General features: G+C 34.8%; 22 protein-coding genes. 9 read left to right on the top strand and 13 right to left on the bottom strand.

Annotated elements, in window-relative coordinates; all coding sequences use genetic code 11:
- Positions 1-146 precede the first annotated feature (146 nt).
- From Q4500_RS11030 to Q4500_RS10970, 13 genes are all read right to left on the bottom strand, one after another.
- Positions 147-899: a shikimate dehydrogenase gene (locus tag Q4500_RS11030; RefSeq protein ID WP_303599716.1), complete on the bottom strand. Its 753-nt coding sequence runs from the start codon at positions 897-899 to the stop codon at positions 147-149.
- Positions 871-1,890 (bottom strand): DUF368 domain-containing protein, encoded by a 1,020-nt coding sequence (locus Q4500_RS11025; protein WP_303599715.1) that lies wholly within the window; start codon positions 1,888-1,890, stop codon positions 871-873. The genes Q4500_RS11030 and Q4500_RS11025 overlap by 29 nt, the downstream gene beginning before the upstream one ends.
- A 13-nt stretch (positions 1,891-1,903) precedes the next feature.
- A complete protein-coding gene (locus Q4500_RS11020; RefSeq protein ID WP_303599714.1) occupies positions 1,904-2,818 on the bottom strand; it encodes a DUF368 domain-containing protein in 915 nt (304 codons plus the stop codon).
- Between the two features lie 17 nt (positions 2,819-2,835).
- Positions 2,836-4,239: a tetratricopeptide repeat protein gene (locus Q4500_RS11015; RefSeq protein ID WP_303599713.1), complete on the bottom strand. Its 1,404-nt coding sequence runs from the start codon at positions 4,237-4,239 to the stop codon at positions 2,836-2,838.
- A gap of 104 nt (positions 4,240-4,343) precedes the next feature.
- Positions 4,344-5,519 carry an aspartate aminotransferase family protein gene (locus Q4500_RS11010; protein ID WP_303599712.1) on the bottom strand — a complete coding sequence of 392 codons (1,176 nt, stop codon included), beginning with the start codon at positions 5,517-5,519 and terminating at the stop codon, positions 4,344-4,346.
- A gap of 9 nt (positions 5,520-5,528) precedes the next feature.
- Entirely contained in the window at positions 5,529-7,205 is a 1,677-nt protein-coding gene (locus Q4500_RS11005) for an OstA-like protein (protein WP_303599739.1), read from the bottom strand.
- Positions 7,206-7,452: 247 nt separating this feature from the next.
- Positions 7,453-8,889: a Gfo/Idh/MocA family protein gene (locus Q4500_RS11000; RefSeq protein WP_303599711.1), complete on the bottom strand. Its 1,437-nt coding sequence runs from the start codon at positions 8,887-8,889 to the stop codon at positions 7,453-7,455.
- An 11-nt stretch (positions 8,890-8,900) separates the two neighbouring features.
- Positions 8,901-9,698, bottom strand: a complete 798-nt coding sequence (locus Q4500_RS10995; protein WP_303599710.1) for a DUF1080 domain-containing protein — start codon at positions 9,696-9,698, stop codon at positions 8,901-8,903.
- A gap of 137 nt (positions 9,699-9,835) precedes the next feature.
- Positions 9,836-11,107: an adenylosuccinate synthase gene (locus tag Q4500_RS10990; RefSeq protein ID WP_303599709.1), complete on the bottom strand. Its 1,272-nt coding sequence runs from the start codon at positions 11,105-11,107 to the stop codon at positions 9,836-9,838.
- A 25-nt stretch (positions 11,108-11,132) separates the two neighbouring features.
- On the bottom strand, positions 11,133-11,603 hold the full coding sequence (locus tag Q4500_RS10985) for a Fur family transcriptional regulator (RefSeq protein WP_303599708.1): 471 nt from the start codon (positions 11,601-11,603) through the stop codon (positions 11,133-11,135).
- A gap of 50 nt (positions 11,604-11,653) precedes the next feature.
- Positions 11,654-13,858 carry a bifunctional (p)ppGpp synthetase/guanosine-3',5'-bis(diphosphate) 3'-pyrophosphohydrolase gene (locus Q4500_RS10980; RefSeq protein WP_303599707.1) on the bottom strand — a complete coding sequence of 735 codons (2,205 nt, stop codon included), beginning with the start codon at positions 13,856-13,858 and terminating at the stop codon, positions 11,654-11,656.
- A 44-nt stretch (positions 13,859-13,902) separates the two neighbouring features.
- A complete protein-coding gene (locus Q4500_RS10975) occupies positions 13,903-15,135 on the bottom strand; it encodes a M48 family metallopeptidase (protein ID WP_303599706.1) in 1,233 nt (410 codons plus the stop codon).
- A gap of 45 nt (positions 15,136-15,180) precedes the next feature.
- Positions 15,181-15,993, bottom strand: coding sequence for an RNA methyltransferase (locus Q4500_RS10970; RefSeq protein WP_303599705.1), 813 nt, complete (start codon positions 15,991-15,993; stop codon positions 15,181-15,183).
- An 84-nt stretch (positions 15,994-16,077) separates the two neighbouring features.
- Here Q4500_RS10970 and Q4500_RS10965 point away from each other — a divergent pair, with 84 nt between their 5' ends.
- The 9 genes from Q4500_RS10965 to Q4500_RS10925 all read left to right on the top strand — a co-directional run bounded on the left by Q4500_RS10965 (position 16,078) and on the right by Q4500_RS10925 (position 22,897).
- Positions 16,078-16,872, top strand: a complete 795-nt coding sequence (locus tag Q4500_RS10965) for a DUF6503 family protein (protein WP_303599704.1) — start codon at positions 16,078-16,080, stop codon at positions 16,870-16,872.
- Between the two features lie 100 nt (positions 16,873-16,972).
- A complete protein-coding gene (locus Q4500_RS10960) occupies positions 16,973-17,212 on the top strand; it encodes a MoaD/ThiS family protein (protein ID WP_299799082.1) in 240 nt (79 codons plus the stop codon).
- The gene (locus Q4500_RS10955; protein ID WP_299799083.1) at positions 17,212-17,628 is read left to right on the top strand and encodes a molybdenum cofactor biosynthesis protein MoaE; all 417 of its coding nucleotides are present in this window, start codon (positions 17,212-17,214) and stop codon (positions 17,626-17,628) included. Before Q4500_RS10960 ends, Q4500_RS10955 begins: the two co-directional genes overlap by 1 nt.
- A gap of 148 nt (positions 17,629-17,776) precedes the next feature.
- The gene (moaA, locus tag Q4500_RS10950) at positions 17,777-18,760 is read left to right on the top strand and encodes a GTP 3',8-cyclase MoaA (RefSeq protein ID WP_299799084.1); all 984 of its coding nucleotides are present in this window, start codon (positions 17,777-17,779) and stop codon (positions 18,758-18,760) included.
- Positions 18,760-19,233: a cyclic pyranopterin monophosphate synthase MoaC gene (gene moaC / locus Q4500_RS10945; protein ID WP_303599703.1), complete on the top strand. Its 474-nt coding sequence runs from the start codon at positions 18,760-18,762 to the stop codon at positions 19,231-19,233. The genes moaA and moaC overlap by 1 nt, the downstream gene beginning before the upstream one ends.
- Positions 19,217-19,810, top strand: a complete 594-nt coding sequence (locus Q4500_RS10940) for an NTP transferase domain-containing protein (RefSeq protein ID WP_303599702.1) — start codon at positions 19,217-19,219, stop codon at positions 19,808-19,810. The genes moaC and Q4500_RS10940 overlap by 17 nt, the downstream gene beginning before the upstream one ends.
- Positions 19,807-20,880 (top strand): HesA/MoeB/ThiF family protein, encoded by a 1,074-nt coding sequence (moeB, locus tag Q4500_RS10935; protein WP_303599701.1) that lies wholly within the window; start codon positions 19,807-19,809, stop codon positions 20,878-20,880. Before Q4500_RS10940 ends, moeB begins: the two co-directional genes overlap by 4 nt.
- The gene (locus Q4500_RS10930; RefSeq protein WP_299799088.1) at positions 20,864-21,640 is read left to right on the top strand and encodes a sulfite exporter TauE/SafE family protein; all 777 of its coding nucleotides are present in this window, start codon (positions 20,864-20,866) and stop codon (positions 21,638-21,640) included. The genes moeB and Q4500_RS10930 overlap by 17 nt, the downstream gene beginning before the upstream one ends.
- Before the next feature lie 66 nt (positions 21,641-21,706).
- On the top strand, positions 21,707-22,897 hold the full coding sequence (locus tag Q4500_RS10925) for a molybdopterin molybdotransferase MoeA (protein WP_303599700.1): 1,191 nt from the start codon (positions 21,707-21,709) through the stop codon (positions 22,895-22,897).
- Positions 22,898-22,904 lie beyond the last annotated feature (7 nt).

Here is a 22,904-nt window from a genome sequence, read left to right as displayed (position 1 = left end):
TCCTAAATTATATGCTTACAAGATAGTGACAACCCTACGACTGGCAAAGTATTGATTCGTCTTTTTAGTTAAAAGGTAAAAGAGTAATCTGGTAGAAACCTATAATTTACAATGTCTTTATAATAAATAATTTAAAGCATAGGCGGTTAACGGTTCCAGATTTCCCAAGATTTTTCTGCTTGAAACTCTAGCATTCTATGTCCGTTACAAATAGTAGCTTCATTGGCTTTGCCTGCAGATAAAAATGCAGTTTCTTTGGGATTATATATTAGATCAAAAAGAAGATGTTCTTTGCCAATTTTTGAATACGGAATTGAAGGTTTTTCTTCAATTTTAGGAAAAGTGCCTACTGGAGAGCAGTTTATGATTAAGGTATGTTCGGCTATGATATCATCGGTCAGTTCATTATAGGTATAACCATTATTTTTGCCACTTCTTGAAACAAAAGAAAATGCTATGCCTAGCTCTTCAAGTACAAATGCTACAGCTTTTGATGCTCCGCCTGTGCCTAATATTAGGGCTTTTTTATGATGTTCTTTTAAATGGGGTTCCAATGATTTTTGAAATCCGTAGGCATCAGTATTGAAACCGACTAAACCGTTTTTAGTAAATTTAATAGTATTTACGGCACCTATTTTTTTAGCGGCAATATCGATATCGTCTAAAAAAGCCATTACTTCTTCTTTATACGGAATGGTGATATTAAGTCCTTGTACATTTTCAGTGTTTTTGAAGATAGTGGGAAATTCTGAAATAGCTTGTAGGTCAAAGTTTTGATACGAACAATTGTCCAAGCCCATATCTTCGAATTTTTTTTTGAAATATCCTCTTGAAAATGAATAAGAAATATCTTTACCTATTAAGCCGTAATTAGCTTTCTGTTTTTCTGTTTTTTCCATACCAATCTAAAAGTAGCAAAATACTAATACCAAATATAATACATATAATAGCTATCCAATTTTCTACGGTGGTCATATCTGGTAGAAACCGTTCGTAGTTCATTATTATTTGTTTTCCGTTAGAATCTAAAATGCTTTCACCATCTATTCCTGTTTTGAAGATAGTTTTTTTCCATGGCCAAACAACTCCTAGGGATCCTGTTATAAATCCCAATATGGTTGCCGTAGTAACATGTTTATAGTGTTTTAATACGAATGTCAATACATGTGAAAGAGTAACTAGACCTGTTGCCGATCCTAAGGTGAATACGGCTAAGATTTTAAGTGTGTGTAATCTTTCTGTATTAGAAGTAAAACTAAAATCACCTACTAGTAATTCTGAGAACGTATCATATAATGCGTTTACAGAGTCTACCAGTAACAACACATAATTACCTAAAAGTATTAATATGAAGGAACCCGAAAGTCCGGGTAATGTCATTCCCGATACACTGATCATACCACATAAAAAGATGAATAGTAAGTTGTCGTTTTCTTTTGCCGGACTAAGAAAACTAATGGCTACACCAACACTTAAACCTATAATGGCAGCAGTAAATGTTTTCTTTTTCCAATAATCGAAATCTTTACCTATGTAATATATAGATCCTAGGATCATACCAAAAAAAGCGGCCCAAACATAGAGTTCTCGTTTAACCAAATAATAATCTAATACCTTAGATATACTGAAATAGCTAACCAGCATGCCAAAAATGAGCAGGGTTAGAAAAGAACCGTTAATATACCTGTAGAAGCTTTTAAGTCTTCCGTTGACAAGAAGTTTAAAGGCTTTGCCATTTACCTTTTGAAGTGAATAAATGAATTCTTCGTAAAAACCACCCACAAATGCAACAATACCGCCAGATACACCTGGCACTTTATTGGCAGCACCCATACAAAGTCCCTTTACGACCAAGAAAAATTTATCAGTAAAGGATCGGGGTTCGTTCATGTAGGTTTTTGCGTTACTTCTTAGAAGCTGATTTTTCTAATATAAAAATAAGAGAAAAACCTATTACAGCGGCTACAATAGCAAAGGTTAATTGATTATCGCCTTGAAAAGCGAAAGGTGAGATGTTTTCGTCTATTATTATTTCTTTTTTACCAATCTGAATAATCTCGATAATATTCTTCCAAGGCCATATTTTGTTCAATGATCCTAAGATGAATCCCGTTAAAACAGCAAGCGTAGCATCTTTGTAATTGGTAAACATCCATTTTAAAACTCTAGCAAAACTTAAAATACCAAAGGCAGCACCAAACGCAAAGGTGATAATAATGCCAAAATCCTTTTCATTTACGGCCTCTAAAACTGTTTTATAAGAACCTAGTAAAACCAATATAAAAGAACCAGAAATACCCGGTAATACCATTGCACAAATAGCTATGGCACCAGATAAAAATATAAACGGTAGGCTACCCGAACTAGCAGAAGGGGGTAGGGTAGTAATATAGAAAGCACTAACTGTTCCAATTATAAATAAAACGACGGCTAAAATATTCCATCTTTTAATTGATTTGGCTACGAAAATGACACTTGCCAATACCAGACCAAAAAAGAATGACCATGTTGTTATAGGGTGTTCTTCTAATAACCAAGCGATGACTTTTGATAGCGAGAAAATACTACTCATCATACCAATTACCAATGACAATAGAAAATTTCCATTTAATTTCTCCCAGAACTTTTTAAAGCCTTCTTCTTTTAAAACTTTTAAAGTAGTTAGGTTAACGTTATTGATAGAAGTAATGAATTCTTCGTAGATACCTGTTACAAAAGCTATTGTGCCACCAGATACGCCTGGTACCAATTCTGCAATACCCATTGCCATACCTTTAAGAGATATGAATGTATAATCTTTTAGTTTTCTATTGTCCATGAAATGTAGAACCTATTCTATGAGGTTTTATTGTATTTTCTTACAATTTCTTGTGTCCATTCAGACTTGCCGTATTCCGGAAAATTTTCAGTGAACAAATGTAGTTTTTTCTGCTTTTTATCAATTTTTAATGCATCCATAAACATAATACGTGCATTAATTGGGTCTTCAGCAAGCAACAGATAACCTACAGACCTATATAAAAGTTTTAAACTTTCAGGATAAAACTCTCTTCCTTGAGATAGAATTTGCACAGCTGATAATTTATCTCCGTTAATATTAACTACCTCAGCCCAATTTAACCAAGTGTCCAATTCATAATTCCCTAATTCTACTGCTTGTTTAAATGCAAAATCAGCTTGGTCATAATTCTTTAATGCCATGTTAATATTTGCACATTTTTTCCAGTATTGAGGATTCTCACCATCAATATTCAAGGCCTTATTGATGTAAAAGATGGCTTTTTCAAAATCTCTAGTATTAAAATATAGATTTGTAATAGCTAACCAACCTTTGTCTAACAATGGATCTTCATGAACCGTTTGGTAGAAATAGTATTTGGCCATTTCGGTATCCTTCAGTTTTTCATAACATTTTCCTATTCTTAAAAATGCATGAGATGTAGGGTCTTCAATAGCAATGGTAGTCTCGTAATTTTCTATAGCCTCTTTATGTCGGCCTAATTTTTCAAGCACTTTGGCTTTTTCGAAATATGCACCTATAAAAGTGTCATCTGAAATAACAGCAAAATCAAAAGCGCCCAAGGCTTCTGTAAACATTTCTTTGTAATAGTATTGTTTACCTAATTGATGCCATGCTACTTCGCAATATGGGTTCTTTTCTAAATAACTATTCAAGTAAATAATGGCGCCATCATAATCTTCAAGAAACTCAAAGCAATACACTACATTATAAAGTGAAGAATAATCTTGTTCGTCAAATTCCACACATTTCATAAAGCTCTCTTTGGCATTATCGAAATTGTCCATGAACAAATATTCCATGCCCAAAAGACTATAGATGTCAAAACTATTATTAGTAAAGCTTAATGCCTTTTGTAGTAATTCTATAGCACCTTCATGATCATCTCGCTTCGAAAATATGTTGGCACGTTGAATATAAATTTCTTCGTTGTAATTATCCAGTCTTTGTAGCTCATCTAAAAGTGCCTCAGCTTTTTCCATTTGGTTTTCAAAAACCATGACTTCTACCTGAAGTAATTTTAATTCTGTAGAAGCTGGATGTTGCTGTAGACCAATTTTAATTCCTTTTTTAGCCAAAGAAACCTTCCCATGATTTAGGTAGTGGTGCACAATATCTTCAAAATCCTCAGCATCAAAGAAATAGACATCATCTGTCTTCAACATTGATTCGAATTTTGTAATTGGCTTGTCCGGTCTCTCGTTAGATTCTAACGCCATAGGAACTTTTTGGTTTTACAAGATATTTTAAAAGTAAGTGATTGTACGGGGTTTCAGCCACTGTACGAATCGATATTATTAACAAATTAGTTAACAACGTTGATTTACATAGAGTTAAGAAGTGCTAAAATTATTGCGCAACCTTCTTTAATTTCTTTTTCTGAAATAGTTAATGGCGGAGAAATTCTTACTGCTCTATTTTCGAATAATAACCAAAAGAGAATTAAATTTTTCTTCTTTGCCTGTAGTACTAATTCATTTGCAGTTTCTGGTGTATCCATTATTAAAGCAAGCATTAAACCTCTTCCTCTAATTTCTTTTATCTTCGGATGTTTTAATAGCGATTTAAATAGTGCTTCTTTCCTTAAAGTTTCGGCAATCAAATTCGAATTTAATAATACATTCAGCGTTGCCAAACTAGATGCGGCGATTACAGGGTTGCCGCCAAATGTAGTAATGTGACCCATTTTCGGTTTCTCGCTTAACGTATGCATAATCTCTTTACTGGCAGTAAATGCACCAACGGGTAGACCAGAAGCCATGCCTTTACCAATTACTAAAATATCAGGTATACAATCAAAATGTTCAAATGCGAATAGCTTTCCTGTTCTACCGAACCCTGGCTGTATTTCATCTAGTATTAGTAATGCACCCATTTCTGTACAACGCTCTTTTACTTTCTTTAGATAGCCATTTTTTGGGAGTATAAAACCAGCACCACCTTGTATTGTCTCTAATATTACACATGCAGTTTTGTTGGTAATTTTCTTTAAATCTTTATCGTTGTTGAATTCGATATGATAAATATCTGGTAACAAAGGTCTAAATACACTTTTGCGCTCTTCGAAATCCATCAGACTTAAGCTTCCCATTGTATTACCATGATAGGCAGATTTAGCCGCAATAATTTCAGAACGACCCGTATATCTGCGAGCCAATTTTAATGCGCCTTCAATAGCTTCCGTGCCAGAATTTACCAAATAAGTAACTTCTAGAGGTGCAGGTAAATTGTTTGCCAATAATTTGGTATAGATAGTTGCCGGTGATTGTGAATATTCGCCATACACCATTACATGCATATACTTATCTACCTGATTTTTTATTGCTTCAATAACTTGAGGGTGACAATGACCGAGTGTGCAAGCTGAGACACCTGCAACAAAGTCTAAATGTGCATTGCCATCGGTATCATAAATATAACTGCCGCTGGCATGAGATACCTCCATCCCCAATGGGTAGGGAGAAGTTTGAGCTTGGTATTGTAGAAAATCTTTATTCATGTTAAAGGTCTATTTCACCTTTTTTGGCTTTACAGACTTTTTTGGATCTGTCGCTTTATCCTGACCCGAAATATTGTTGATTGGGTCGGTGTCGTTTTTACTTCTTTGTTGCTCTTCGGCATCAATATCAATAGGGTTGTCAATACCGTTAATAACTACAAGTTCTATGTTGTTATCGTCTTCATCAAAAATATCATCTTTGGTGAGTATACGCTCATCTCCGCGCCAGACAAAGCCTTTTAAAATTCTACTGTTTTTAGGTAAATCTTTTTCTGGAAAGATATCACCATCGGGGTCAGTATAAAAAGTAAGGTCTTCAATATTATTTTCGGCCATGGTTATGCGAATTTTACTGCATACCGTTTTATCGATTCCAATAAGTTCGTCATCGTCATTATACATGTAATAAATAACCTCGGTATTCTGTACTAGGTCTATAAGCTTTAATTCGTTTTCTATAAATTTACCGTACAAATTAATTCCTTTTGCTTGGTTGTAGCCAGTCATGCTGACACTGTCTAAAGAGATAATAAAGGCATTGTTCAATACTTTTAAAGAGTCTAGTTTTTCAGTTTCTAAATTCGATTTTAGGTGAATGCTATCACCTGTCATTTGGTTTGCACCGTTCCAAATAATCGGATTTTTAATTAACTGAGTAATACCTGTCTTTTGAGCAGAGTGTATACTATCGCATTTTCCGCTTAAATCGGTTTTATAGAATTTTGCATTTCTAAAAGCACGCAGAATTCTATCTTCTGGTTTACCTGTTACCATTAGCGTATCTCCGTGTACATAAAGTGAATCTCTCTCTTGTACTGAAATAGAAACTGCTCTACGTGTAGCGAAAACAGAATCTTTTGCCTTGTAAACTTCGGCGTAATGTGCCCTAATGATACCATTGTTAATAGTGTCTGTAACGGTTATGTTATTGGTGGCCGAAGCAAATTCTTGAGCTTTGTTGAAATACACGCTGTCACCTTCAATAATACGATTGTTATAATCTATCCGCGTGTTTTTAATTCCGTAACCAGTTTCTACTTTGGTGTCATAAAATCCTCTTTCGCAATATATTTTATAGGTATCTCCATTAATTGTTGATGGTCCATACATATAAGCATTTTTAGATGTTTGATAATAGTCTAATTGCTCAGAATCTACTGTGTATTTAGGATTTTTTATATGTACACTATCTAAAAATTGATACTTTTTTAGTTCCATAAAATACTTACCAATTTTACTGGTCAACGTATTTGCAGAATCTATTACGGTACCGTTATCTTGATAAAAAGCTTCCTGCTTTTCGCGATCTAAACGAAGAGTGTCTGTTCTGAGCGTCATGTCTGAATTTGTCAAAACAACATTTCCCCAAGCCTTCGCTAATTTTACATCACCTAAATAGTTGATTTTTTTACTGGTCATTTCAACCGAATCGCCTTGTTTTAGTATAACATTGCCAATGGCTTCTAAACGATTCTCTAGCTGGTAATAAATGGCAACGTCGCACCATAGGTCGGCGCCTTGGTGTTCAAATTGTACTTGTCGGTCATCTTTACTGAAAATTGAGGCGCCAGGGTATTCAGCTTCATTTTTTGTAAAGTTGGCACCATAGACAATATTAATTTGTTTGGATTCTTCTTCTGCGGCATCTTGTTGGGCATAACCAAAAAGAGTACATGCAAAGAATATAAGAACAACTGAATAAATCTTTTTCAACCTAAAAATTTTTTCAAAAATAGAACATTTTAAAAGAGCCTTGTCATGCTTAAGATACTTTTGGGAGATTAATACGAAAAGTGTTATTGTTTATTTTATTTGCTCAGTGTTAATTGGACTATCAAAAGTACTATTGTTTTTAAATATGATTTATTCAATACAGTGAAATACGGCATAAAAAAAACCACTCGAAAGTGGTTTTTGCTATTTTACATATGTTTTAGAATTTTCTATAATCCCCTTCTAAATAAGCATTTGCCTCATCTTCGGCAAATTTGGCATTTTCACTGTCCCAATGTAAAACCTGATTTGGGAACCTGCCGGCAATAACGCCTAATAAAATAGTTTCAGTAAGTCTAGATGCATATGAAAATGGTGCGGTAGTTTCATCTGTGCCTAAACAGGCATCTACGAATTGGTGATAATGTTTAGGTCCTTCCAAATCATAATTGCGAATTGGTTTACCCATACTATTCGCTTTTTCTACGGCTTTTATTTCTGCAGTAATATCTACGTATTCACCATCTACTATTTTCTGTGGTAGTTGCATAAAGTGAGGTAGTAATAACCTTCCTTTTTCGCCAATGAACATAGCTCCTTGGTCAGGTAATGTACCTTTACCTGCAGTTTTGGTTTCTAGAGACATTTTGTCTTCCATAGTATCTTCCGCAGTTTCTTCTGAACCTTTCACTTTCTTAGCTCCAGGAAGTATTAAATCTTCATGATAGTGCGGTGCACCCGGACCATCATACCAAACCCATTTTAAGGTTTCTGCTGTATAAGCCGTCTGCGGAAACTCGTAAGTCACAACATTGTTTTGAGGAAATCCAAATCCGTTTGGTTCTCTACATTCATTTTTAATGGTCATAGGAACTTGTAGGTCTAAAGCATTATATGGAGTATCAAAAATATGTACGCCCATATCACCTAAAGTACCACAACCGTAATCGACTAATTTTCTCCAATTGCCTGGGTGATAGAATCCATCTTTATACGGTCTCTCAGCTGAAGTCCCTAACCATAAATTCCAATCTAATGATTCTGGTATTGGGTCAGAACCTATTGGTTCGGTTCCGTCATAGCCCCAATCTTTTGGTGACCAAGCACGTACTGTATGTACTTTTCCAATAATACCAGATTGTATTAATAAGGTAGCTAATTTATAATCGTAAAAGGAATGTACTTGAATTCCCATTTGGGTTACCAGCCCCTTTTCTGCCGCTAGTTTATTCATTGCCCTAGCTTCAGATACATAATGAGTTAATGGTTTTTGACAGTAAACAGGTTTATCCATCTCCATTGCCATCATTGAAGCGGGAGCATGTGTGTGATCTGGAGTTGAAACTACAACAGCATCAATTTTATCACCCATTTCTTTTAGCATTACTCTGTAGTCGCTATATGTTTTTGCATTTGGATGCAGTTTTTTTGCTTCTGCTAAGTTATTTGCATCAACATCGCACAATACAGTTACATCAACTTTACTATGCGAAGAAATCGCTTTTAAGTCTTCAGCTCCCATATTACCGACACCAATGTGCGCAGTACGTAATCTTGTTAGATTCTTTTCTTCCTTTTTACAAGACCAAAGTCCTGATGGTAATAATACAAATGTAGAAAGTGCAGCTGCGTTTTTTATAAAGTCTCTTTTGTTCATTGGTGTGGTCGTTAAAGTTTTTTGATTTTTATATTTCTAAACCAGATGGGGCTAGAGTGATCTTGGAAGCCTATATAGCCAGTTTTAAACTTGCCGTAGTCTTCACTGTTCTTCCATTTGTCCGAATTCTTTTTTGCATACCAAGCTTCATCCCAAGGTACAAATGATACTACTTTTTTACCGTTCAGCCAATGCTCAACTTGCTCTGTCGTGAAAATGATTTTGGTAGTGTTCCATTCTCCAGCCGGATGCAGTATTTTACCTTCGGGATTAGCGGCATGCATGGCATAATCAGAGGCAGTCTGTTGAAGTGGCTTTAATTCTTCGGGCTTTTCGGTGTAGCCTAAACTTATATTGTAATCTTTAATATTGTGAATGCTGGCGTAGTTTTCATCATCGATCAATTGATATTCAGGTGAAACTTCTGGCGGACTATCGTAACCTTCTTTTAAATGATAGAAAATACCACTGTTTCCACCTTTAGGTAATTTCCATTCCACATATAGTTCAAAATTATCAAACTCTTCTGCACCGTATATAATATCAGTTCCACCGGTGTAATCTTGCTCCATACCTAATTCGGTATCGAATTGTAATTCGCCATCTTTAGCAATCCACCCTGGTGGTAGTTCTTTGCCGTTATAAGCGCGCCAACCTTTGGTTGTGGTGCCGTCGAATAAGGAAATCCATTCGCCTTTAGCTGGTTCTTCGGTTTTTGTTTGCTCTTCTGTGGTTTGTTTTTTTTCCGTCTTACAAGAAACGGCTAAAGCAGCAAATATAAATAGGATAGAGTAGGTGGTTTTTTTCATATATCGTGTTGTAGTTGATAGATGTAAAATGTACATTTTACACGATATTGAAATTACAAAAAAAAAGAATGGCGATAAAGGTTTTCCCTATATCGCCATTCATGTAAGTTGAACAACCTCTCTTGGTCGTTAGATGTCTATCTTGAAATTGTTTGAGTTCTATCTGGACCAACAGAAACAATCTTAATTGGCACTTCTAATTCTTTTTCAAGAAAGTCAATATACTCGTTAAGTTCTTTCGGCAGTTGTTCTGCTGAAGTCATTTTGGTTAAATCTTCTTTCCAACAAGCGAACTCAGTGTAAATAGGAGTTACATTTTCTGGTTCTATATTATATGGGAAATGAGTTATGGTTTCACCTTTATATTCATAAGCAGTACATACTTGAAGACTATCAAAACCAGAAAGTACATCGCCCTTCATCATATTTAATTGTGTTACACCATTAACTTGACAAGCGTATTTTAATGCTACAAGGTCTAACCAACCACAACGACGAGGTCTACCTGTTACTGCACCAAATTCGTGACCTACTTTAGCCATTTCTGCACCAACTTCATCGAACAATTCTGTTGGGAAAGGACCAGAACCTACACGTGTAGTATATGCTTTAAAAATACCATATACTTCTTTTACTTTATTAGGTGCAATACCTAAACCTGTACAAGCACCTGCTGCTGTTGTATTAGATGATGTAACAAATGGGTATGTACCAAAATCGATATCTAATAAAGATCCTTGAGCACCTTCTGCTAAAATAGTTTTACCTGCTTTAATAGCTTGGTTTAAATACTCTTCACTATCAATAAAGGTTAATTCTTTTAAACGCTCTACGGCTTCAAAGAATTCTACTTCCATTTCGTCCAAATCATACTGTACATCTACATTGTAGAAACTAATCATAGTTTCATGCTTATCTGCTAAATGGCGGTATTTTTCTTTCCAAGATTCTAATTCTAAATCTCCAATGCGCATACCGTTTCTACCAGTCTTGTCCATGTAAGTCGGACCAATACCCTTCAACGTAGAACCAATTTTTGCTTTTCCTTTAGATGCTTCAGAAGCTGCATCTAACAATCGGTGTGTTGGTAATATTAAATGTGCTTTTCTAGAAATAATAAGTTTTGCCTTGTAGTCTATATTAAACTGGTCTAAACCTTCTAGTTCTTTTACAAAAACAACTGGATCAATAACAACACCGTTACCAATAACATTCATTGCTTTTTTATGAAAAATTCCTGAAGGAATAGTTCTAAGTACGTGTTTAATCCCGTCAAATTCTAAGGTGTGACCAGCATTTGGGCCACCTTGAAAACGCGCAATAATGTCGTAATCTCTAGTTAATACATCAACAATTTTTCCTTTTCCTTCGTCACCCCATTGTAGGCCTAACAATAAATCTACTGCCATCTAAATATTATATACTTGGTTAGTTCTATTTAATTTCTTTTTTGCCTGCTTTTTTTGCAGGAGTATTTTTAGTCCCATAAAAATATAGGGAATGTGTGTTAATTGTAATATCGAAAACTTCCTCAATTGTTTTCTTTATCGATTGAATTCTAGGATCACAGAACTCCATTACTTCACCAGTATCGGTAAGAATAACATGGTCATGCTGACGGTCAAAATATGACTTTTCATATTGTGCCTGATTTTTTCCAAACTGGTGTTTACGTACTAATTTACAATCTAAAAGAAGTTCTATCGTATTGTATAGGGTAGCTCTACTAACGCGATAGTTTTTATTCTTCATTTTAATGTAGAGTGATTCTATATCAAAATGCTCTTCACTTTCGTAAATTTCTTGAAGAATGGCGTAACGTTCGGGTGTTTTTCTATGTCCTTTGTCCCCCAAAAAGGTTGTGAAGACGTTTTTTACAATTTCTTGATTTTTATCAGAAGACATATATGCTACATTAATGTACAAAGGTACAGTTAAATTTTAATTTCTTTTTTCTAAATACGTGTAACTTTATCAATACCGTTGATGTTCATAAGATTATCGGTCAGCTTTTTTAAGACAGCTTTATTTTTGACCACTACTGTAATCTTCCCTTTAAAGGTGCCACCATCGGTGCTGAAATTTAAATTGCGCATATTTACGTGCATAATATCAGATATAACTTCTGTAATATCACTTACAAGACCTAAGTTGTCAATACCGGTCATTACAATATCAGCTTGGTATTCTTGTTGAGATGAATCTATCCATTTCGCACTAATTATACGGTATGCATAATTAGATTGTAATGAGATGGCATTAGGACAGTTTTTTTTATGAACCTTAATACCTTCAGATACACTTACAAAACCAAATACCTCGTCACCAGGTATTGGATTACAACATTGCGAAAGTTTATATTCTAATTTTTCTTCCTCCTTACCAAAAACCAACATATCATACTTTGATGTAATCTCATCTTTGTTGATATCTTCTGGTACTGGTGTTTTGCGCATTCTGTTCTTAAAGAAACTTATAAATGCATTGTTGTAAGAAGAAGCAAAATCTTTAATCATGGTATTGTCAATGGATCCAATACCAACTCTGTAAAATAAATCTAGACTTGTTTTTAGTTTAAAGAAAGAAACCATTTTATTTATGGAGTCTTCATTTAATGTCATTTTTTGTGATTTTAGCTTACGGCGTAAAATCTCTTTTCCATCTTCTGCAACAGATTTTTTCTCTTCCCTTAATACAGATTTAATCTTTGCGCGAGCACGTGCCGTCGTAGCATAATCTAACCAGTTTGAATTTGGTTTTGCTTGGTCAGAGGTAATTATTTCAAGTTGGTCGCCACTAGAAAGTGTTGTATTTAAGGGTACTAATTTACCATTTACTTTAGCGCCTCTAGTTCGCATACCTACCTCGGTGTGTATACTAAATGCAAAATCTAAAGGTGTAGCACCTTTTGGTAGTGATTTTAATTCCCCTTTTGGGGTAAATACAAATATCTCTTTTGAATATAGGTTGAGTTTAAACTCTTCAACAAAATCAACGGCATTAGTATTGGCGTTTTCTAAAGCTTCTTGAAGTTTATTTAGCCAAACATCGATACCCTGATCTTTTTGATTCCCATGCTTGTATTTATAGTGCGCTGCATAACCTTTTTCAGCTATTTCGTGCATGCGCTCACTTCTAATTTGTACTTCAACCCATTTTCCTTGAGGTCCCATTACGGTAATGTGTAATGCTTCGTATCCTGTAGATTTAGGGGATGAGATCCAATCTCTTAGTCTAACTGGGTTAGGGGTAAAGTGATCTGTTACAATAGAGTATATTTTCCAGGCAAGAAACTTCTCATTCTGTACATCAGATTTGTAGATAATTCTAATGGCAAATTTGTCATAGATCTCTTCAAAACTAACATTCTGGGCAATCATCTTTTTACGCATCGAGAAGATAGATTTCATCCTCCCTTTAATCGTATAATTGAGTCCCTCTTTTTTAAGTGAATTATCAATGGTATCAGAGAATGCATGAATATAGGCTTGCTGCTCTTCTTTGCTTTCTTCAATTTTGTCCTTAATTGAATTGTAAACTTCGGGTTCTGTATATTTTAAACTTAAATCTTCTAATTCTGATTTAATATTGTAAAGCCCGATTCTATGTGCTAAAGGTGCATAAATGTATAAGGTTTCGGATGCAATTTTCACCTGCTTATGCTCTGGCATGGAATCCATTGTGAGCATATTGTGATAACGATCAGCAATTTTAATAATGATAACCCTTACATCATCATTTAAAGTCAAGAGCATTTTTCTGAAATTCTCTGCTTGTTGAGAGATATTCATGTCTTTCTTTAAGTGTGATATTTTTGTGAGTCCGTCTACAATACGCGCCACGGTTTCACCAAACATTCGATCAATATCATCTAAGGTGTATTCGGTATCTTCAACAACATCGTGTAGTAGGGCGGATGCAATGGAAACGGCATCTAGACCAATTTCAGATGCAACGATTTTTGCTACCGCAATTGGGTGAAAAATGTAGGCCTCACCAGATTTTCTACGTTGAGTTTTGTGCGCATCAACAGCTATCTCAAAAGCGCTTCGTATTAGTTTTTTATCCTCATCTGTTAAGGTTTGGTAGCTAATACGGAGTAATTCTTTGTACTCGTGAGCTATAAGCTTATTTTCTTCTTCTATTTCTACCTGTGTCATACTAGATTAAAAATAAGATAATCTTATATGATGGGCAACAAAAATTATGCCTTTAAATTACGTATGCGATCGATTAACGGCGGATGAGAATAATGCATGAAAACATATGCAGGATGGGGAGTCAAGTTGCTAAGACTGTTTTTTGACAGCTTTTTTAAAGAAGTCACTAAAGGCAAGGCTGCGTAAGTGTTCTTTGCATAGTCATCTGCCTGATATTCAAATTTCCTTGAAAAATGATTCATTAGCAAGCCTGTGATTTCTGAGATGGGACTATATAAGATACCGAAACCGATCAGTGCTGCATGAAAACTTGGTCTGTCTACACCTATTGCCAATGAAACTTCAGGGTTATTTATGAATAATGACAGTATAAATAGCATTACTCCTGTAAGCACTATTGATGTGGCTAAATTAAATATGATGTGTTTTCTTTTATAATGCCCTATTTCATGGGCTAAAACAGCGACAATTTCTTCTTCTTCTAAATCGTTGATTAGGGTGTCATATAGCGTTACGCGCTTCTCTTTTCCGAATCCTGAGAAATAGGCATTTGCTTTTGTAGAGCGTTTAGATCCATTAATGACAAATATGTTTTGTAGATCGAAACCTACTTGAGCTGCGTAATTTTCGATTTTCTCTTTTAAACTACCAGCTTCTAAAGGCTCTTGTTTATTAAACAATGGCACAATTAATTTACTGTAGAATAAATTCATGAACAACGTAAAAATCGCTACAAATGCCCAGGTATATACCCAAAAGTTAGTGCCTGCCCATTGAAAGAACCATATTACTAGCGATAGAATTGAGCTACCAAAAATAATGGTCATTGCCCATTGTTTTAACTTATCAACTAAAAATGTAGCTTTTGTGGTTTTGTTAAATCCGAATTTTTCTTCGATTACAAATGTTTGGTAGTATGCAAACGGAATGTTGAGAATATCGCTTCCAATCATAATAATACCAAAGAAAACTAATGCTTGTGCAATAATGTTTTCGCTGATATTTTGAGTAACATTATCTACCCAAGCAAATCCGCCGAAAAATAAAAAGGCTAAGATTAATACTAACGAAAAAACAGAGGTAAAAACACCGAACTTATAATTGGTTAATTTATATGCTTGCGATTTTTCATATTCTTCAGCATTGTAAACGTCATTTAAATCTTCTGGAATAGGGTCTTTAAAACGTTTTGCATTCAAATAATTCATAACTGTTGCAAGTATAAATTCTGCAATCAGAATGAAAAGTATGCAGTAAAAGACAAGTGTATTATCCATATAGTGTTGTTGCAAACGAATACGGTACTATAAAAAGTATAAATGTTACTTGTTTATTTTTCGTTGACGTTTCGCTTCAAAGATAAGTATTGCTGCAGATACAGATACGTTCATAGAATCTATTTGACCTTCCATTGGTATAATGATGTTCTGAGTACTGTTTTCTAACCATTCATCACTAAGACCAGAATGTTCGGTGCCTACAACTATTGCTGTAGGTTCTTTAAAGTCAACTGTCGTATAATCTTTAGATGCTGAAAGAGCTGCACAGAATATTTGAAATCCTTCTTTCTTCAAAAAAGATATAATTTCAGTAGTGTTGCCCATTTTTACATTTCTAGAGAACACACAACCAACACTTGATCTTATGATATTCGGATTGTATAAATCTGTTTTTGGGTTGGCAATTAAAACAGCATCTAAATTTGCTGCATCTGCCGTTCTTAATAATGCGCCAATATTACCTGGTTTCTCGGGTGCTTCAGCAATAAGTACTAACGGATTTTTAGTCTCGAATTTCAATGTCGAAAGTTGATGGTCTTTACTTTTAGCAATGGCTATTACTCCCTCGGTAGTGTCTCTGTAGGCTAATTTCTTATAGATTTCTGTGGTTACCGAAATAAGTTGATCGGAGTGAAATGATTTTAAAATACCGCTACTTTCAGAATTTTCTAAAATGTCTTCACAATATAACACCGTTTCTATATCATACTGCGCGCCAATTGATAGCTGTAATTCAAGCAGCCCTTCTAAAATAAAAAGTCCTGTTTTTTTGCGCTCCCTAGATTTTTCTTTTAAGAGTAAGATCTTCTTTATTAGTGGGTTTTGGGCGCTGCTAATGTGTTTTGTTGCTTGCATGAAATACAAAAATAGTTCAATTTAGTAAGTCTCCTATAGTTTCTCGACTAAGCGAGCTCAAAAAACAATAAATAACCAATTGAGATGATGAGTAAATTTTACCTTTTAGTTTTAGCCTTAGCTATATTTTCATGTAAAGAAGCACCTAAAAAAGAAATGATTACCGATGCTGTTGAAGAAGTGGTTTCACAGGTAAATTTAGATAAATATCCTACGGAGTTAAATAAAGTATTTGAAGCTCATGGCGGATTAAATGCTTGGAAAGGATACAAAACATTAAGTTTTGAAATGCCTAATGAGAAGTTCAACGAAATTCAAACCATTGATCTTCAAAAAAGGTTCGATAAAATTTCTACACCAGATTACACGCTTGGTTATAACGGAGAAGTTTGGCTTTTAGACAACACCGGTAATTATGAAGGCAAGCCAAAATTCTATCATAATTTAATGTTCTACTTCTATGCGATGCCATTTGTATTGTCAGATGACGGTATTAAATATGAAGAAGTTGATGCTTTGGTATATGACGGAGTTTCATACCCTGGGTACAAAATTTCATATAATAGCGGAGTAGGAGCTTCTTCTACAGATGAGTATTATATTCATTATGATGCAAAAACCTTTGAGATGAGATGGTTGGGTTATACAATGACTTATTTTAGTGGTGAGCCATCTACTAAAGTAAATTGGATCAATTATGCTGATTGGGTAAAGGTTGATGCCATTTTATTGCCAAAATCTATTACATGGCATAAAGTTGAAGAAGGGGAAGTTAAAGAAGCAACTAAAACTGTAAACTTTGAAAATGCTACTTTATCTACAGAAGCTAAGTCAAAAGATTTTTATTCAAAATCTGAGAATGCTGTAATTGTGGAGTAAGGCTTTTTTCAAAATCATATAATTTTTTTAAAATAGGTGCCATTTTTATGGCACCTTATTTTTTATACCTAACTTGGAATTTATCTAATTTTAATGGGATATGAATGTACTTTTTTTTGGCATAACAAAAGATATTGTAGGTAGTTCTGAAATCAATTTTTCTAATGAACTTAAACCTGTAAATGTTGCCGAACTAAAAAAACAACTTATTAAATCGTATCCTGAATTTTCAAAACTAAATTCTTTGGCAGTAGCTGTAAATAGTGAATATGCTGATGATGATTTACCATTGAACGGCAATGAAGAAATTGCTATTATACCACCAGTAAGCGGAGGCTAATGAAGAAAGTAATTGAGATAGTTGATGAAATTGATACTGCTAAGGTGTATGCTGAATTAAGCGATGCAAATAGTGGAGGAATCTGTGTTTTTGTGGGTGCTGTACGTGAGTTTACCAACAATGAAGAGGTAGTTGCTCTAGAGTTTGAAACGTATAAGGCAATGGCGTTAAAGGAAATGGAGAAGATTGCCGATGCTGCAATGCAAAAATGGTCATTGAATAAAGTGGTCATGAGACATGCGGTTGGTGAAAAAGGTGTTGAAGAACCCGTTGTGATTGTAGGTGCATCATCTGCTCATAGAGATGCTTGTTTTGAAGCATGCAGGTTTTTAATAGATACTTTAAAAGAAACAGTTCCTATTTGGAAAAAAGAGAAGTTCAAGAATAAGACGGTTTGGGTTTCTGCCCATCCTTGATTTTTTGGAAAAGAGAAGTTAGAAGAGAGAGAATAGAATATAGAAAAGAGATAATAGAGTAAAGAAAATAGCAAATAGAGAAGAGAAGTTAGAGAATAGAGAATTTGAACTTGTATTTGTTTTTTATATTTGAATTTGTACTTAAAGTATGTTAGTAGACAACCATAATAGAGAAATAAATTACTTGAGATTAGCGGTTACAGACCGTTGCAATCTTCGTTGTAATTATTGCATGCCAGAAGATGGAATCAATTTTGCTAAAAATGACAAATTGTTTACCATAGATGAACTGGTGAAATTAAGTGAGATTGTGGTTTCTCAAGGTATAGACAAAATACGTATTACCGGTGGCGAACCTTTTGTTCGTAAAGACTTAATGGTGCTATTACGTAGCTTGTCAAAATTAGACGGGTTAAACGATATTTCTGTGACTACGAATGCAACTTTGATTGGTCCGCATATAGATGAGTTGAAAGAATTGGGCATTAAGAATATTAATGTGAGTATGGATGCCATTAATCGTGAGACTTTTGAGCGTATTACGCGTCGGGATCATTATGATGTGGTGTATAATAATATGATTCGTTTAATCACTGAAGGGTTTAATGTTCGTATTAATTTCATTGCTTTGGAAGGTCAGAATACCGATGATATTCTGCCAATGTTAGAACTGACAAAACACTACAATGTATCGGTTCGTTATTTGGAAGAAATGCCTTTTAATGGTGGGTCAAAAGAATTTCAAACCATAAAATGGGATTTTAAGACTATTCTTGAACATATTCGAAGTGAACATCCAGATTATTACAAATTAGAATCTCCAAAAACATCGACTTCCATTAATTATAAAATTCCTGGTTTTAAAGGGACTTTCGGAGTGATTCCTTCTTTTAGTAGAACATTCTGTGGAAGTTGTAATAGATTAAGAATTTCAGCAACAGGTGATGTTATTACATGTTTGTATGCTAAAGCAAGTGCGAATCTAAGAGATATAATGAGAGCTGATGATGTGGAAGAAAATATTAAAAAAGAAATTTTAAAGGCTGTAGGCAATCGTGCTAAAACAGGTTTTGAAGCACAAGAAAAATATAAAGATGTATTTAGTAATTCAATGACTTCAATAGGAGGATAATGCAGAAGAAATTATCACATATAGATGAATCTGGGAATGCTACTATGGTAGACGTTTCTCAAAAAACAGCTTCAGTTCGTACCGCAATTGCTAGTGGAACTATAAAATTTCCAACAGAAGTATTTAAATCGCTATCTGATCAAGATTTTGTTGGTAAGAAAGGAAGTATAGTGCAAACAGCGGTTATTGCAGGTATACAAGGAGTGAAGAAAACGGCGGAATTGATTCCGTTATGCCATCAAATAAACTTGTCTAAAATCAATGTTGAAATTGAACCAGGTATGAATGCTTTTCAAATTAAGTGTACTGTTAAATGCAATGAAAAAACAGGTGTTGAAATGGAAGCCTTAACAGGAGTTTCAATTGCAGCACTAACTATTTACGATATGTGTAAGGCCCTTTCACAAGATATAGTGATTGGTGCTATTCAATTAGAACAAAAAACAGGAGGGAAGAATGATTTCCAACGCTAAGTTATACGGATTGGTGCTTTCAGGTGGTAAAAGCACTAGAATGGGAGAGGATAAGGGTTTGATTAAATATCATAACCTTCCGCAACGTGAACATTTATACCATTTATTAAATGAAGTCTGTGATCAAACATTTCTGAGTATCCGTAAAGATCAAGAGAAAGATATTTCAAATTCATTTAAAACTATACTAGATAACGATGAGTTTCGTGGTCCTTACAACGGACTATTGTCAGCTCATAAAGCATATCCAGAAGCTGCTTGGTTAGTTTTGGCGTGCGATTTACCGTTAATGGATAAAAAGGCACTTCAAGAATTAATTGCTGCAAGAAACTCAGATAAGTTAGCAAGTGCCTATGCCGATGCTGATCATCCTTTACCAGAGCCGCTTTGCGCTATTTGGGAACCAGAAGCTTTAAAACAATCTGTTGAATACTTGAAAGCAGGTAACGGATCTTGCCCAAGAAAATTCTTAATTAATGCAGATGTTAATTTGGTGTTTCCAAAACAGAAAGAAGTATTGCTAAACGCCAATTCAAAAGCAGAATATGAAGAAGCGCTACTTAAAATAGCACCATGAACCAAAATCGTTACCAAAGACAAATTACTTTAGACGGATTTGGAACTGAAGGTCAACAGAAATTAAGTCAGGCAAAAGTGCTTGTGGTTGGTGCTGGCGGACTAGGAGTTCCGGTTCTAACCTATTTAAATGCCATGGGCGTGGGTACTTTAGGTATTGTTGATGCTGATGTAGTTTCATTATCCAACCTTCATCGTCAGGTTTTGTTTACCGAAGATATGGTGGGCATTCCGAAAGTGATTGCTGCTAAAAATCAATTGGCTGCACAGAATTCTAGTACACAAATACATACGTATCAAACTTTTTTATCGGTCGCTAACGCACTTGATATTATTAGAAATTATGATATCGTTATTGATGCTACCGATAATTTCCCCGCTAGATATTTAATTAATGATGCCTGTGTAATTGCAAATAAACCTTTTGTTTATGGTGCGTTACATTCTTTTGAAGGTCAGGTGAGTGTTTTTAATTATAAAGGCGGACCAACATATCGTTGTTTGTTCCCGACTATGCCTGCAGCAGATGCGGTGCCTAATTGTAACGAAAATGGCGTGTTGGGTATTTTGCCTGGTATTGTTGGTAATTTACAAGCTTTAGAAGCAGTAAAATTACTTGCAGAAATAGGAGATGTGTTATCAGGTGTTCTATTGCTTTTTGATACGCTTACTCAACGAACACAACGAATGAAGTTTAAGTTACAACCAGGTAACAACGAAATTAAAACACTCGCAACTAGTTATGAGTTTGGTTGTGAACTTCCATTAAAATCAGTAGAAGCTGAGGAATTTAGTACTATTCTAGTTGAACAGACTGTTGAACTAATTGATGTGCGCACGGTAAAAGAATTTCAAAGACAACATTTAAAAGAAGCCAAACATATTCCTTTAGGTGAATTAACAGATAGAGTAGCTGAGGTTGATCTAGAAACTACCGTTTATGTTATTTGTCAGTCTGGTGTACGAAGTAAAAAGGCGATTGTTCAGTTACAAGAATTATTCCCAGGTAAAGATTTTGTCAATGTTACCGGTGGTATGAACCAGATGAAAAATTATGTTGATACCTATTGAGCAATTGGTGTTTTTATGCATCGGGTTTTTTATCATAGCCACCTTGTATTCTTCTGTAGGTTTTGGCGGTGGCTCTAGTTATTTGGCTTTATTGACACTTTTTTTAACTAGTTTTTTTGCCATCCGCTCTATTGCATTGGTTTGTAATTTGGTGGTAGTTTCAGGTAGCACGTATCTGTATTTTAAAAATGGTCATGCAAGACTAAAAGATTTTCTTCCTTTTGTTTTGGCGAGTATTCCGTTAGCATATATAGGTGCAACATTCCGATTAAAAGAAAGCGTCTTTTTTATAATTTTAGGATGCTCACTTATTCTTTCCGCCCTGTTTTTGGCTGTTCAGACTTTTGAGATTAACAAATCAAAAAAGGAAGTGGAAGATTACCCTAACTATTTAAGTTATGCGTTAGGAGCAGGAATTGGATTCCTATCAGGATTAGTAGGCATCGGTGGAGGTATATTTTTAGCTCCGGTTCTAAATCATTTACGATGGAACAAAGCCATAAAAATAGCAGCCTTAGCAAGTTTCTTTATTTTGGTTAATTCGATATCCGGTTTATTCGGATTGATTACTAGTGATTCGCTATCACTGCCATGGCGAGAAACCATTTGCTTGGTTATAGCAGTTTTACTTGGCGGACAGTTAGGTATTCGTATCAGTCTTAAAAAACTATCGGCAAATGGCATAAAAAGAGTAACAGCATTACTTGTATTTGTAGTGGGTGTTAGAGTATTATTGGTCAATGGGCTTGACTTGTTTTAAAAGCTCAAATTAATATTGCAGTAAATCTTCAAGAGTAAATATTATAATCGTTTTATCTTTAACTCTATGATAACATTTAAAGAAGCATTTCAAAAAGTATTAGACCATCCTCTAGACTTAGGTGTTGATGCTGTTTCACTTATGGGTAGCTTGAATAGAGTATTGGCAGAAGATATTTATGCCGATAGAGATTTTCCTCCATTTGATCGTGCAACCAAAGATGGTATAGCAATTCAGTTCTCTGATTTTGTAAATAATGGTCAGTCTTTTGTAGTTGAAGGAGTAGCTGCCGCTGGTGAAGTTCAACAAGTTTTAAAAGATAAAAGTAATTGTTTAGAAGTCATGACAGGTGCTGTAGTACCAGAGAATTGCGATACTGTTGTTATGTATGAACACATTACTATTGTAGATGGCAAGGTTACAATTAACGAGAAGGTCAAAAAAGGTCAGAATATACATTATCAAGGTAGCGATGAAAAAGCGGGTGCTCTTCTTTTATCAAAAGGAAAAAAAATTACTCCAGCGGAAATCGGAGTAATGGCTACGGTCGGGAAAGCTACAGTAAAGGTTATGGGTAATCCTAAAATTTGCACTATTGCTACAGGTAATGAATTGGTAGAGGTAAAGGACATTCCCAAGCCACATCAAATTAGAAAATCTAATATGTTGACTATTGAAGCGGCATTATTGAATTCTAAAATTGAAGCCAGTTCTCTTCATTTATTAGATGAGAAAGAGATAATAAAAAAGGAGTTGAAGAAAGCTTTAACTGAAAACGATGTGCTTTTACTAAGTGGTGGAGTGTCTAAAGGTAAGTTCGATTTTATTCCTGAGGTAATGGAGTCTTTGGGAGTTCAAAAAGTGTTTCATAGAGTGTTACAAAGACCAGGAAAACCATTTTGGTTCGGTATTCACCCAAAACTGAAAACGGTTATTTTTTCTTTTCCAGGAAACCCAGTTTCTACATTTGCCAATTATCACCTCTATTTTTTACCATGGTTACAGACCTCTTGGGGGCTTCCATTAGAAAATTCGTATATTAAGCTAAGTGCGGCAATTAAAATAACACAGCCGCTAACCCGATTTATTCAGGTTAGTACAGAATCAAAAGACGGTATATTTTGGGCAACACCTGTTGTTGAAAATGGTTCAGGAGATTTAACCAGTTTGGCAAAAGCTGACGGGTTTATTAATTTAGAACCAAGAGATGAGATATATGTAGTAGGTGAGGTAGTACCTTTTGTAAAGACCAGATAGTAACCAA

Origin of the sequence: Maribacter sp. 1_MG-2023, from assembly GCF_030547005.1 — a bacterium.
Classification (GTDB): domain Bacteria; phylum Bacteroidota; class Bacteroidia; order Flavobacteriales; family Flavobacteriaceae; genus Maribacter.
The sequence above is the reverse complement of the archived record's forward strand: the minus strand, read 5'-3'. Positions and strand labels throughout refer to the sequence as shown.

Excerpts from the sequence above, each read along its gene's own strand:
- Q4500_RS11030 (WP_303599716.1), bottom strand. The coding sequence starts at position 899 with ATGGAAAAAACAGAAAAACAGAAAGCTAATTACGGCTTAATAGGTAAA.
- Q4500_RS11025 (WP_303599715.1), bottom strand. The coding sequence starts at position 1,890 with ATGAACGAACCCCGATCCTTTACTGATAAATTTTTCTTGGTCGTAAAG.
- Q4500_RS11020 (WP_303599714.1), bottom strand. The coding sequence starts at position 2,818 with ATGGACAATAGAAAACTAAAAGATTATACATTCATATCTCTTAAAGGT.
- Q4500_RS11015 (WP_303599713.1), bottom strand. The coding sequence starts at position 4,239 with ATGGCGTTAGAATCTAACGAGAGACCGGACAAGCCAATTACAAAATTC.
- Q4500_RS11010 (WP_303599712.1), bottom strand. The coding sequence starts at position 5,519 with ATGAATAAAGATTTTCTACAATACCAAGCTCAAACTTCTCCCTACCCA.
- Q4500_RS11000 (WP_303599711.1), bottom strand. The coding sequence starts at position 8,889 with ATGAACAAAAGAGACTTTATAAAAAACGCAGCTGCACTTTCTACATTT.
- Q4500_RS10995 (WP_303599710.1), bottom strand. The coding sequence starts at position 9,698 with ATGAAAAAAACCACCTACTCTATCCTATTTATATTTGCTGCTTTAGCC.
- Q4500_RS10990 (WP_303599709.1), bottom strand. The coding sequence starts at position 11,107 with ATGGCAGTAGATTTATTGTTAGGCCTACAATGGGGTGACGAAGGAAAA.
- Q4500_RS10985 (WP_303599708.1), bottom strand. The coding sequence starts at position 11,603 with ATGTCTTCTGATAAAAATCAAGAAATTGTAAAAAACGTCTTCACAACC.
- Q4500_RS10980 (WP_303599707.1), bottom strand. The coding sequence starts at position 13,858 with ATGACACAGGTAGAAATAGAAGAAGAAAATAAGCTTATAGCTCACGAG.
- Q4500_RS10975 (WP_303599706.1), bottom strand. The coding sequence starts at position 15,135 with ATGGATAATACACTTGTCTTTTACTGCATACTTTTCATTCTGATTGCA.
- Q4500_RS10970 (WP_303599705.1), bottom strand. The coding sequence starts at position 15,993 with ATGCAAGCAACAAAACACATTAGCAGCGCCCAAAACCCACTAATAAAG.
- Q4500_RS10965 (WP_303599704.1), top strand. The coding sequence starts at position 16,078 with ATGATGAGTAAATTTTACCTTTTAGTTTTAGCCTTAGCTATATTTTCA.
- Q4500_RS10960 (WP_299799082.1), top strand. The coding sequence starts at position 16,973 with ATGAATGTACTTTTTTTTGGCATAACAAAAGATATTGTAGGTAGTTCT.
- Q4500_RS10955 (WP_299799083.1), top strand. The coding sequence starts at position 17,212 with ATGAAGAAAGTAATTGAGATAGTTGATGAAATTGATACTGCTAAGGTG.
- moaA (WP_299799084.1), top strand. The coding sequence starts at position 17,777 with ATGTTAGTAGACAACCATAATAGAGAAATAAATTACTTGAGATTAGCG.
- moaC (WP_303599703.1), top strand. The coding sequence starts at position 18,760 with ATGCAGAAGAAATTATCACATATAGATGAATCTGGGAATGCTACTATG.
- Q4500_RS10940 (WP_303599702.1), top strand. The coding sequence starts at position 19,217 with ATGATTTCCAACGCTAAGTTATACGGATTGGTGCTTTCAGGTGGTAAA.
- moeB (WP_303599701.1), top strand. The coding sequence starts at position 19,807 with ATGAACCAAAATCGTTACCAAAGACAAATTACTTTAGACGGATTTGGA.
- Q4500_RS10930 (WP_299799088.1), top strand. The coding sequence starts at position 20,864 with ATGTTGATACCTATTGAGCAATTGGTGTTTTTATGCATCGGGTTTTTT.
- Q4500_RS10925 (WP_303599700.1), top strand. The coding sequence starts at position 21,707 with ATGATAACATTTAAAGAAGCATTTCAAAAAGTATTAGACCATCCTCTA.